Annotated in this window: 11 protein-coding genes; 10 read left to right on the top strand and 1 reads right to left on the bottom strand. The window is 34.2% G+C overall.

The genetic code is table 11. The annotated features are described in order from the left end of the window. Nucleotides 1-26 precede the first annotated feature (26 nt). The 10 genes from OZP06_RS05040 (at nucleotide 27) to kynU (ending at nucleotide 11,515) form a co-directional block, all read left to right on the top strand. Nucleotides 27-1,169, top strand: a complete 1,143-nt coding sequence (locus OZP06_RS05040; RefSeq protein WP_269224553.1) for an aminotransferase class I/II-fold pyridoxal phosphate-dependent enzyme — start codon at nucleotides 27-29, stop codon at nucleotides 1,167-1,169. A 134-nt stretch (nucleotides 1,170-1,303) separates the two neighbouring features. Continuing rightward, on the top strand, nucleotides 1,304-2,161 hold the full coding sequence (locus tag OZP06_RS05035) for a prephenate dehydrogenase (protein WP_269223926.1): 858 nt from the start codon (nucleotides 1,304-1,306) through the stop codon (nucleotides 2,159-2,161). A 135-nt stretch (nucleotides 2,162-2,296) separates the two neighbouring features. Beyond that, nucleotides 2,297-3,379 carry a bifunctional 3-deoxy-7-phosphoheptulonate synthase/chorismate mutase type II gene (locus OZP06_RS05030; RefSeq protein WP_269223925.1) on the top strand — a complete coding sequence of 361 codons (1,083 nt, stop codon included), beginning with the start codon at nucleotides 2,297-2,299 and terminating at the stop codon, nucleotides 3,377-3,379. Between the two features lie 117 nt (nucleotides 3,380-3,496). Next, entirely contained in the window at nucleotides 3,497-5,152 is a 1,656-nt protein-coding gene (locus tag OZP06_RS05025; protein WP_281324307.1) for a hypothetical protein, read from the top strand. 176 nt (nucleotides 5,153-5,328) lie between these two features. Next, nucleotides 5,329-6,306 (top strand): ribosome small subunit-dependent GTPase A, encoded by a 978-nt coding sequence (gene rsgA, locus OZP06_RS05020; protein WP_269223922.1) that lies wholly within the window; start codon nucleotides 5,329-5,331, stop codon nucleotides 6,304-6,306. Nucleotides 6,307-6,439: 133 nt separating this feature from the next. After that, nucleotides 6,440-6,892: a D-aminoacyl-tRNA deacylase gene (gene dtd / locus OZP06_RS05015; protein ID WP_281324306.1), complete on the top strand. Its 453-nt coding sequence runs from the start codon at nucleotides 6,440-6,442 to the stop codon at nucleotides 6,890-6,892. Between the two features lie 42 nt (nucleotides 6,893-6,934). Beyond that, nucleotides 6,935-7,261: a nucleotide pyrophosphohydrolase gene (locus OZP06_RS05010; protein ID WP_007811153.1), complete on the top strand. Its 327-nt coding sequence runs from the start codon at nucleotides 6,935-6,937 to the stop codon at nucleotides 7,259-7,261. An 80-nt stretch (nucleotides 7,262-7,341) separates the two neighbouring features. Beyond that, nucleotides 7,342-8,577: a 3-phosphoshikimate 1-carboxyvinyltransferase gene (locus OZP06_RS05005; RefSeq protein ID WP_269223921.1), complete on the top strand. Its 1,236-nt coding sequence runs from the start codon at nucleotides 7,342-7,344 to the stop codon at nucleotides 8,575-8,577. A gap of 174 nt (nucleotides 8,578-8,751) precedes the next feature. Beyond that, nucleotides 8,752-9,801 (top strand): tRNA preQ1(34) S-adenosylmethionine ribosyltransferase-isomerase QueA, encoded by a 1,050-nt coding sequence (gene queA / locus OZP06_RS05000; protein ID WP_281238745.1) that lies wholly within the window; start codon nucleotides 8,752-8,754, stop codon nucleotides 9,799-9,801. A gap of 436 nt (nucleotides 9,802-10,237) precedes the next feature. After that, a complete protein-coding gene (gene kynU / locus OZP06_RS04995; protein ID WP_269223920.1) occupies nucleotides 10,238-11,515 on the top strand; it encodes a kynureninase in 1,278 nt (425 codons plus the stop codon). A 230-nt stretch (nucleotides 11,516-11,745) separates the two neighbouring features. Here kynU and OZP06_RS04990 read toward each other — a convergent pair whose 3' ends face one another. Further along, complete coding sequence (locus OZP06_RS04990) at nucleotides 11,746-12,390, bottom strand: flavin reductase (RefSeq protein ID WP_269223919.1); 645 nt, start codon at nucleotides 12,388-12,390, stop codon at nucleotides 11,746-11,748. Between the last annotated feature and the right edge of the window lie 221 nt (nucleotides 12,391-12,611).

The following is a 12,611-nucleotide window of genomic DNA, read 5'->3' as shown; positions in this document are numbered from 1 at the left end:
CTCCCTCATCTTCGGGGAGGGCTGGGGTGGGGCTATCAAAACGTCTCGATATCATTGAAGAATACTATTTCTCATCAAAGTTGAGAGAAGTGAGACAACTGGCCTCAGAAGGAAAACCAATTATCAATATGGGAATTGGAAGTCCGGATTTGAAACCATCATCAGCGGTAATTGACGCGGTGGTTTCGGCAATGCAGGACGAAAACGCACACCAATACCAAAGTTATCAAGGATTGCCAGAACTTAGAAAAGGTATGGCCGATTTTTATCAAAATAATTATGGAGTTGCCTTAGATCCCAATGTGGAAATTCTACCTTTAATTGGTTCCAAAGAAGGAATTATGCACATATCTATGGCTTTCTTGAATGAAGGAGATCATGTTTTGATTCCAAATCCAGGTTACCCGACATACAGTTCTGTGACGAATCTGGTTGGAGCCGTGCCTGTTTATTACGATTTGAAAGAAGCAAATAATTGGGAACCTGATTTTGATGCTTTAGAGAAATTAGATTTGTCAAAAGTAAAAATTATGTGGATCGGTTATCCGCACATGCCTACAGGAGCGAGAGGAAGTTTGGAATTGTTTGCAAAATTAGTGGCTTTCGCCAAAAAACACAGCATATTATTAGTCAATGACAATCCGTATAGTTTTGTTTTGAATGATAAACCAATGAGCTTATTGCAAGTGGAAGGAGCTAAAGAGGTGGCATTGGAATTGAACTCTTTGAGTAAAACATTCAACATGGCAGGATGGAGAGTTGGAATGGTTTTGGGAAATGCAGCATTTATTGATGCCGTTCTTAAAGTAAAAAGCAATATGGATAGTGGTATGTTCTACGGAATTCAAAAAGGAGCGATTGAAGCTTTAAAAAGCGATCAGTCTTGGTTTGATTCGATGAATGCCATTTACAAAACACGTCGTGTCCTTACCGAGCAATTGGCTGAAAAACTTGGTTGCGAAGTATACAAAGAAGGTGTTGGACTATTTGTTTGGGCCAAATTGCCTGCAGGGATAGCATCTGCGGAGGATTTTATCGATAAAATATTATACGAGAAACATATTTTTATTACTCCAGGAACTATTTTTGGAAGCAATGGAGAAGGGTACATTCGATTTGCACTTTGTGTAAAAGAGGAGAAAGTACAGGAAGCTATTGATCGATTTTAGTACCGTTGAAATAAAATAAAATCTCTTAAAAAACGGGAAGCCCTAGCCCTGATAGCAGTGTAAATCCTTTTACTTTTTCTTTTAAAAGTAAAAGATTGAAACGGATAGCAGGATTAGCTACAAAAAACAGAATTATGAATATATACGTAATAGGTGTAGGGTTGATAGGAGGATCAATAGCATTGGATGCTAAAGGTTTGAATCCTGATGCCAAAATTTTTGGAATAGACAGCAACGAAAAGCATTTGCAAGAAGCTATAGCACTTGGAGTTATTGATGAAGCAGCGACTTTTGATGATTTGTCCAAAGCGGATTTGGTAATTGTTTCGGTTCCAGTAGATACGGCGATTGTGGTTTTGCCAACCGTGTTGGATTTAATTTCAGATTCGGCTATTGTTTTTGATGTAGGTTCGACCAAAATTCCAATTTGCGAAGCTGTTGCAGGTCATCCAAGAAGAAGGAATTTTATAGCAACGCATCCAATTGCAGGAACGGAGTTCTCGGGACCATCGGCAGCGATAAAAGGCTTGTTTCAAGGAAAGACTAACATCATTTGCGAGGTAGAAAAAACGACTTTCAAATTACAAGAAAAAGCATTGTGGCTCTTTTCGGCAATCGGAATGAGAATTCGATACATGGATCCAAAATCGCACGATAAACACATTGCTTATGTATCGCATTTGTCACACATTAGTTCGTTTATGCTCGGAAAAACGGTAATCAATAAAGAGAAAGACGAGCAAGATATTTTTGATATGGCGGGTTCCGGTTTTGAAAGTACGGTTCGTTTGGCCAAAAGTTCGCCAGCAATGTGGACACCGATTTTTAAACAGAATAAAAAGCAGGTGGTGAAAACATTGGAAGAATATATTTCGAATTTAACCAAGTTCAAAGAGCTTTTGGTAAATGATGATTACGAAGCGATTTTTAACGAAATGCAAAGCGTAAACAAAATCAAGGAAATATTAAATGGAATGAATGCCAAAAAGTAGGAAGTAATTAGTTTGCAGTCATACTTTAGAATAAAAATAAAATTAGAAGAATTAAATAATAAAAGTAGTAAGTAATTAAAAACAATCATCCATTTACGACAACATAAGTGTTGGAATGGGGAAAACTAAGAAAAGATGGAAAACAAGAAAGAAATGAGAGATTGGTTGAACGAATTCAAATTGTCTCACCCACTTGTAATTGCAGGACCTTGTAGTGCTGAAACAGAAGAGCAAGTTTTAAGAATTGCTCACGAATTGAAAGACTCGGATGTTAGTGTATTTAGAGCAGGTATTTGGAAACCAAGAACCCGTCCAGGAGGATTTGAAGGTGTTGGTGAAATTGGATTGAAATGGTTGAAAAAAGCCAAAGCAGAAACAGGTTTGCTAATGGGTACTGAGGTAGCTACTGCAGCGCACTGTAAATTAGCTTTAGAAAATGACATTGATGTTTTATGGGTTGGTGCTCGTACAACGGCAAATCCATTTGCTGTTCAAGAAATCGCCGATACATTGGCAGGGACTGATAAAATAGTTTTGATTAAAAATCCAGTAAACCCAGATATGGCTTTATGGTTGGGTGGAGTTGAGCGTTTGTATGCTGCTGGAATCAAGAAATTGGGAGTAATTCACAGAGGTTTTTCTACTTATGAAAAAACAAAATACAGAAACATTCCAGAATGGCAGATTGCTATCGAATTGCAAAACAAATTCCCTGATTTGCCTTTAATTATCGACCCTTCACATATTACAGGAAACCGCGATATGATTCTTGAAGTGACTCAAGAGGCATTGGATTTGAATTATGACGGTATGATTATCGAAACACACCACGATCCAGATAATGCTTGGAGTGACGCAGCACAACAAGTTACTCCAGACGCTTTGAAACAAATTTTCAAAGATTTGAAAGTAAGAAAAGTGAGCGGAGATACAGACGAATTTGCAAGTAAAATGACTAAATTAAGAGCTAATATCGACGTATTGGATGCTAATTTATTAGAACTATTAGGGAAAAGAATGAAAGTAGCTGACGAAATTGGACAAGTGAAAAAAGACAATAACGTGGCTATTCTTCAAAACAACCGTTGGAATGAAATTCAAGAAAAAATGGTTGCCGAAGGTGCCAAAAAAGGATTGACAGAAGAATTTATCGTTAGATTATTCAAAGATATTCACCAAGAAAGTATTGGTCACCAAGAAAAAATATTAAACGCTTAATTATTAAAAAAATAAGTATTAATATTGTTAAATAAAATGAACCTTCTGTGTCATGCAGAAGGTTTTTTTATGTTTCATAAAAAAAAATATCCTATTAGTATTATTAAAAATTTAAAAATGAAAAAAATTACTTTTGCTTTTTTATTGTTTTGTTTGTCTTGTATGAGTTTGTCTGCACAAAACAAAATTGATAAACTGAACATGACTTATGGTGAAGAACTACCAGAAGACAATCAAAAAATCGTTAAAATTATTGGGGAATCCAATGATAAAATTTATGCTTTAGCCATTGCGGGCAAGGAAGAATATTTTTTAAAGATTTTCGAATCGAAAACAATGAAAATTATTTCTTCAAATCCTATTGTTATCCCTAAACTTGAAGATAGAGAAGTTGATTTTGAAGAAATATTTTTGTTAAGCGAAAATTTATATGCTATTGGTAGTGTTTACAATAGAAAACAAAAAACGTTTAATTTGGTTGGAGTGCCAGTATCAGATAAAGGTGTTTTAAGTGAAAAATCAATCCTTTTATTTAATTCTGTTGTTGAAAAAAAATCAGAAAAAGGAATGTTTTATTTTAAACTTTCTCAAGATGAAAATAACTTGCTAGTAATGCACACCTCTTTATTCTCGAAAGAAGATGCTGTTCAGTATGAAGTGAAATTATTAGACAATAAATTAAATGAACTTTTTTCAAATGCCGAAAAGGTAAAATTTGATGATAGTAAAAAAGATTATGAATTTACTATTTCAGATTTTGAATTGAATTTTCAAAATGATGTTTTTTTAGTTATTAATGAAAGTTATAGAGACTCTAAAAAGAAAGAGCAAATTGAAAAATTTCAGATTCATACTTTCAAACGAGCAAATAATTATAAAAAAGAGGTTGTTGATATTAATATAAAAGGAAAAGAAATTATTAACTGCAAAATGATTTCTACAATAAAAAACACATTAAAACTAGTTGGATTTTATTCAAGTGTCCGAGAAAATGGCAAAGCGAATAAGGATTTAAAAGGAGTTTATAATGCAACATTAGATCTTAGCAGTACAGCGATACCCGAAGTGAAATTTGATGAGTTTGATTATGAAACAAAAGTTAAGTTATTAGGCGAGAGAAGAGCTAAGAATGGAAAAGATGTAAAACCACTTTATAATATTACAACAATAATTGAAAGAAATGATGGGGGTTTAATTGTGCTTTCAGAATTGCAAACTGTTTATTATGGTAAAAGTGCAGGATTCGGGCCTTTGTCATTTACACCAGTAATTTACACCAAAAATGAGATTATAGTAACCTCTCTAAAGCCTGACGGGTCATTAGATTGGAGTAATGTTTTGCCAAAAGAACAAGTAGCAGCAATTACTACAATGTCATTGTCATTAGGAGCTGTAGGAGGAAATGGGAGTTTTACGGTTGGAGCATCTTTAACGATACCACTAGTAGATTTGGGAAAAGGACCTGAATATCTAGGAGCAATTCCAATGTATAGAGATGGTAAGTTGAATGTGATTTTTAATGACAATATTAAAAACAAAGGAATTACGGATATTGAAAAAATAAAAGCACTTGGTAATTATAATAATTCGGTTCCTTCTCTTTTTATATTTGACGAAAAAGGGGCGATTACGAGAAAAGATCCTGAGGAAGTCGTAAAAAACGAATTGGTGCTTCGTCCAGGTGTTTATTATAGAAAGAATGAGAGTGAATTTATTTTGTATTCATCAAGAAAAAAACAAGATAAATTGGGAAGGTTAATTTTAGAACAATAAAATTTTAAAAGGTTGTGATTCTTTCACAATCTTTTTTTTATTAAATATTTAAAAGCGTTTAAATATTTAAACCTAAAACAAACTAATTATCTTTGCAAAGTCTTAGATTTTAAATCAGAAATCTAAAATCAGAAATCTAAAATCAGAAATCTAAAATCAGAAATCTAAAATCAATAATGACAGGACTCGTTTACAAATCTACAGGAAGTTGGTACACCGTAAAATCGGAACAAGGTGATTTTATAGAATGCCGTATGAAGGGGAAATTCCGAATCAAAGGAATAAAAAGCACCAATCCAATTGCTGTGGGTGATATTGTCGATTATGAACTCGAAGAAACTTCGGATACTGTAACTGGAACCATACATACTATTCACGAAAGAAAGAATTACATCGTTCGTAAAGCAGTAAATTTATCGCATCAAATGCATATTATTGCTTCGAATATTGATCGTGTATTTTTATTAGTAACTGTAAATAATCCACCAACCACATTCAATTTTATTGATCGTTTTTTGGTGACTGCTGAAGCGTACGGAATTGAGGCTATTTTGGTATTCAATAAAATCGATACTTTGGATGAGGTTACGCTAGATGAGCAATTGTATATGCAACATGTCTATCAGGAAATAGGGTACAAATGTTTGAGAGTTTCGGCTGCAGAAATGAAAGGAATTGATGCTTTGCAGGAATTAATGAAAGGAAAAGTGAGTATGTTCTCTGGGCATTCAGGGGTTGGTAAATCGACTTTGGTAAATGCGATGGAGCCTTCTTTGCATCTAAAAACGAAGACCATATCGGAAGCAAGTAAACAGGGACAACACACCACCACTTTTGCCGAAATGTATGATTTGTCTTTTGGTGCCAAAATTATAGATACTCCCGGTATCAAAGGTTTTGGAATGGTCGATATGGATCCTGCCGAGATTAGCGGTTATTTTCCGGAATTCTTCAAATTAAAAGATCAATGCAAATTTAACAATTGTTTGCATAAAGAAGAACCACATTGCGCCATAAAAGCTGCGTTGGAAAGAGATGAAATAGCTTGGTCTCGTTACAATAGTTATCTCAAAATTCTCGAAGGTGATGACGAACATTATCGTACAGATGATTACAATGAAGACCGAATCATTAGTGATAAATCTAGAGAATAGCCCCCTAACCCCCGAAGGGGGAACTCAAAAAAGATGTTTAAATTTTTTGTAATTTATGCTTTTTTAATCTTTATTAAATATGATTGATTTTATTTGTTCACGTTGTAATTCCCCCTTCGGGGGTTAGGGGGCTATGAAAGTTGTTATCCAAAGAGTTTCCCAAGCCTCTGTAACTGTTGATGCTAAAATTGTAGCCGATATTCAAAAAGGGCTATTGGTTTTAGTAGGAATCGAAGATGCCGATGCGCAAGAAGACATCAATTGGCTTTGCCAAAAAATCACCAATCTTCGTGTTTTTGGAGATGAAAATGACGTAATGAATCTTTCTGTAAAAGATATTGAAGGCGAAGTTATTGTGGTTTCTCAATTCACGCTTCATGCCTTGACCAAAAAAGGAAATCGCCCTTCGTATATAAAAGCTTCAAAACCTGAAATTGCCATTCCTTTATATGAAAATTTCGTAGAATCTTTAGAAAAGGAATTAGGAAAAAAAGTGCAGACCGGTATTTTTGGTGCCGATATGAAAGTATTGTTGCTCAATGATGGTCCGGTAACAATTCAAATAGATAGTAAAAATAAAGAGTAAAGTTCAATTTTTTTTGAATCTTTAAATATAAAAAAATCAACCATGAACCTAAAAAATGCCCAATTAGACGTTGATACGTGGATCAAAGAACACGGAGTTCGCTACTTCAATGAATTGACCAATATGGCGCAACTCACCGAAGAAGTAGGTGAAGTAGCTCGAATTATAGCCCGTCGTTACGGCGAACAATCCGAAAAAGAAAGTGATAAAAACAAAGACCTCGGCGAAGAATTGGCCGATGTTGTTTTTGTAGTATTGTGTTTGGCCAATCAAACTGGAATCGATTTGCAAGCCGCTTTTGATAAAAAGATGGATTTAAAATCCGTTCGAGACAAAGACCGCCACAAAAACAACGATAAACTAAAATAATGTTATAAGTCAGGACAAAGTTTTGGTACATCCTTTTTTTAAAATAAATTTGCCAGAACACACCTATCAATTACTCCAAAATGAATTTACTGTTACAAACTTCCCAACTCGATTTAGAAGAACAAATTGCCATTACAGGTTCCAAAAGCGAAACCAATAGACTGTTGTTGCTTCAAGCATTATATCCAAATATTACTCTAGCGAACACTTCCAATTCGGATGACAGTGAGGTAATGCAAAAAGCTTTAGAAGGAAATGAGGAAATTGTTGATATTCACCATGCGGGAACGGCAATGCGTTTCTTAACGGCCTATTTTTCTGTAAACGAAGGTCGAGAAGTAGTGTTAACAGGTTCGCAAAGAATGACCGAACGCCCAATTAAAGTTTTGGTGGAGGCTTTGCAACAATTAGGAGCACAAATCACTTATGAAAAAGAAGATGGGTATCCGCCCATTCGAATCATAGGACAAAAAATTACCGCCCATAAAGTGAGTATTCCTGCTAATGTAAGCAGTCAGTATATATCGGCATTGCTTTTGGTAGCGCCAAAATTAGAAAATGGTATCGAACTGACTTTGGTTGGTGAGATTACATCAATTCCCTATATCAAAATGACCTTGGCTTTGCTGAATGATTTAGATATTCAAACCAATTTTATCGAAAATGTAATTACGGTACATCCTAAAAAAGAAGTAGAAACCAAAGTAATGACGGTAGAATCCGACTGGAGTTCGGCGTCCTACTTTTTCAGTTTAGTCGCTTTGGCAAAGACGGCTTCTATTTCTTTGACAAGTTATAAGGAAACCAGTTTGCAGGGAGATTCGGAATTGGTTGAAATTTACAAACAAATGGGAGTTGCTTCTCATTTTGAAGGAAACAAACTGACTTTGACCAAACAAGAAGGTTTTGTTTATTCCGACTTAAATTTAGATTTAAATAACACTCCAGATATTGCCCAAACGATTGTAGTAACTTGTTTAGGACTCGGAATCGGATGCCATCTTACAGGGTTGCATACTTTAAAAATTAAAGAAACCGATAGACTGGAAGCACTTCGAATTGAACTAACAAAATTGGGAGCCAATATATCAGTTACTAATGATAGTTTGACTTTACTGGCAACAGAAAATATTAATAAAGAGATAAGAATCGACACCTATAACGATCACCGAATGGCAATGGCATTTGCACCTTTGGGATTAAAAGTGCCAATTATTATCAATAATGCTGATGTTGTGTCAAAATCCTATCCTGATTTTTGGGATGATTTAAAAAAATTAAATTTTTTAATGATTCAAAAATGGTCATTTACATAGGTATTTGTTGTGTTTTTCACAATTATATTGATAGATAGGAACGAGTAAGGAAAAATAAACCCTTAAACACTTGACAACGCCTATCTCACAGTCGTATATTTGCATTCGAAAGATTTTTAAGTTCAGTTTAAATAACTTGAAACTTGAAACTTTAAACTTTTAAACAAACAGCAAATGAAATTATCTCACTTTCAATTTAATTTACCAAAAGAACTTCTTGCAGAATATCCAGCCGAAAATAGAGATGAGTCTCGTTTGATGGTGATTGACCGTAAGAAACAAACGATAGAACATAAAATGTTTAAAGACGTTATCGATTATTTTGATGATGGTGATGTTTTAATATTGAATAATACTAAAGTTTTTCCAGCTCGTTTGTATGGAAACAAAGAAAAAACTGGAGCTAGAATTGAAGTTTTTTTACTTCGTGAACTTAATGCAGAGCAAAGACTTTGGGACGTATTAGTAGATCCAGCTCGTAAAATTAGAATCGGAAATAAATTATACTTCGGCGATGATGATTCATTAGTGGCCGAGGTAATTGACAACACTACTTCTCGTGGAAGAACATTGCGTTTTCTTTATGATGGTTCTTATGAAGAATTCAGAAATAAATTGACAGAACTAGGAGAAACTCCTATCCCTAAGTACATTAGTCGTGATGTAACTCCAGAAGATGCAGAGCGCTACCAAACAATTTATGCCAAAGAAGAAGGTGCTGTTGCGGCTCCAACTGCTGGTTTACACTTCTCTAAACATTTGTTGAAAAGATTGGAAATTAAAGGAATTAAATTTGCCGAAGTAACACTTCACGTTGGTTTAGGAACTTTCAATCCAGTTGAAGTGGAGGATTTATCGAAACACAAAATGGATTCTGAAGAGTTGAAAATCACTCAAGAAGCCTGTGATATTGTAAATACTGCTAAGGCCAATAAAAAAAGAATCTGTACCGTAGGAACTACTTCTATGCGTGCCGTAGAAAGTTCAGTTTCATCACAAAACACCCTGAATCCGTATGACGGTTGGACAAACAAATTTGTTTTTCCTCCTCACGATTTTAGCATTCCAACGTGTATGATTACTAATTTTCACACGCCAAAATCTACTTTATTAATGATGGTTTCTGCTTTCTGTGGACACGATTTAATGAAAAGAGCTTACGAGGAAGCAATCAAAGAAGAATACAAATTCTACTCTTATGGAGATGCCATGTTGATTATCTAATCACATTCAAAATTATAAATACAAGTCTCGTCAGCAATGGCGAGATTTTTTTTTGCCCTAAATTGAGCGAAGCGAACGCACAGTACAGAAATCTAAATTCTAAAATCTGTAATCTTTTTTATCTGGGCGTATTGCGGGCTATCCATTACAAGTTTTTACCCAAAACCAAAGTAATACTAGCACTGCGGGAGCTTCCGTTGGTCGCTTCCTCGTTGCTGTATTACTAAATGGTTTCAGATCAAAACTTTCCATTACTATCCCTAACGCAATTTCTTTTCATAAGAATCTTGTTGCTTTAAATGTAAAAAATAGGCTCATGGAGATTTAATTATTATTGAATTATCAGTTTTATTTCCTCTATTGTCTATTTTCTCTATTCTATTTTCTGTTCGCTATTATCTTTTTTCTATTTTTACGGCTTTAAAACATGGAAAAAATGGATTTCAAAAACACCTTAGAATTTGCGCAACAACTCGATTTACAGGATCATCTACATAAATACCAAGACGAATTTATTTTTCCAAAAGTCAATGATAAAAAAGTGATTTATTTTACGGGAAATTCTTTGGGATTACAACCCAAAAGAACCAAAAAATACGTTGATGAGGTAATGAACGATTGGGCAAACCTCGCTGTTGAAGGCCATTTTTATGCCGAAAAACCGTGGTGGGATTATCAAGAACGTTTTGCTAATCCGTTAAGTAATTTGGTGGGTGCTTTACCAAGTGAAGTTACCGTAATGAATACTTTAACGGTAAATTTACATCTGTTGATGGTTTCGTTTTATAGACCAACAGCAAAACGCTATAAAATTATTTGCGAGGAAAAAGCCTTTCCTTCTGATCAATATATGTTTCAAAGCCAAGTGCATTTTCATGGTTACAAACCCGAAGATGCGATCGTGGAAATAAAACGCCGTGAGGGAGAACATAACATCCGCCTGGAAGATGTTTTATCAAAAATTGAAGAAGTAGGAGAGGAGCTGGCTTTGGTTTTAATTGGTGGAGTGAATTACTACACAGGTCAGGTCTTTGACATGAAAACCATCACGGAAGCGGGGCATAAACAAGGAGCTTATGTAGGTTGGGATTTGGCTCACGCCGCTGGAAATATTAAACTAGAACTACACGATTGGAAAGTCGATTTTGCAGCTTGGTGCAGTTATAAATACATGAACTCAGGTCCAGGAAATGCTTCTGGTTGTTTTGTGCATGAGAAACATCATACCAATAAAGAGTTGCCTCGATTTGCCGGTTGGTGGGGACACAACAAAGAACGACGTTTTAAAATGGAGCCTGTTTTTGACCATGTTCACGGAGCTGGAGGTTGGCAAATCAGTAATTTGCCAATTTTATCATTAGCACCATATTTAGCTTCTGTCGAAATGTTTGACGAAATAGGAATGGACCAATTAATATTAAAAAGAGATTCAATTACCTCTTATTTAGAATTTATTCTGAACGAAATTAGCAATGAAGTGCAAGGTTCCTTTGAAATTATAACCCCAACAAATCCATCAGAAAGAGCATGTCAATTGTCTGTTTTTCTTCATGGAGAAGGACGCAGTTTATTTGATTATTTAATGAAGAACGGAGTAATTACAGACTGGCGTGAACCAAATGTAATCCGTCTAGCGCCAGTTCCGTTATATACTTCGTATGAAGATATGTTTCATTTTGGACAGATTTTAAAAACTGGAATTTTAGGAAAATAAAAAAAACGGGAATAGTTTTTTCAACTATTCCCGTTTTTTATTGTAATTTTTTTTCAGAGCTAGTTTTTATTTCTATTCAACTTTTAAAATCGAAGAATGCTGTTGTTTTAACTTTCAAAACAGATTTAATTTTTTATTAAATAGAGTTAAGAACGCCAATGGGTATCTTAACGGTCAATTCTGTAAACAGTTACTGAAAACAGCGACTCAAATTTTTTCTGTCACTTTTATCACTTCTCTTTGGGAAAAGATTTTGTCGGAACTCCTTGTCTGGCATATTGAAAACGATCAATTAGTTTAGGCAAGAAATAACCGTCAACACCATTTAAGGCAACAATATTTCCTTTATCAAGCTGCAACCAACCATCTTTATGCTCCAGAGCTTCATCAAAGAAAACATGTTCAATAGAGGCAATAATATGGATAGTATCATTTTCTTTGATGAAGTATTCGTTTACATATTTACAATAGAGTTGTACCGGACTCCCTTTCACAAAAGGAATATTGAAACCATCTTTATATTCTTCTTCTAGATTCGTTTTGTCAAATTCAGAGATACCAGAATCATAATTGGCAGAGGTATGATGTGCATCGGCAATCATATCAACTGTTATGTGGTTAATTGTAAAAAAACCAGTTTCCATAATGTTTTTATAAGTATCTTTAGGAACACTGGTTGGTCGTACAATAAAACCTACAAGAGATGGGCTGCTACCAAGATGGGTAACACTACTAAAAATAGCTACATTGGTATTTCCTTCAATAGATTTTGTGGCAATTAAATTGGCGGATTTAAAACCAGTACATGAATTAATTAAATTTAATTTTTCAATCTTATCCATTTGTGAAATGGTTTCTTTTGAAATATTTTTCATGGTTTTTTTTGTTTTAACAAATATAAGAAACTGACAGTTAATCCTTCTAATTTAATTGTAAAAATCTCAATATTTATAATTAATTTTAACTTTTAAGAGTATTATTCTTTGTATTATAATAAATAATTAACAATAATGCTTAAATTCATTAAAATTGTGTTTTATTTGTATTTGATAAAAATTGTCTCATTTTTAAATGTACTTCCTAAAAAAGGAATATA

This window comes from Flavobacterium sp. IMCC34518 (genome assembly GCF_027111095.2).
GTDB classification, from domain to species: domain Bacteria; phylum Bacteroidota; class Bacteroidia; order Flavobacteriales; family Flavobacteriaceae; genus Flavobacterium; species Flavobacterium praedii.
This window is presented reverse-complemented; position numbering and strand designations above follow the sequence as displayed.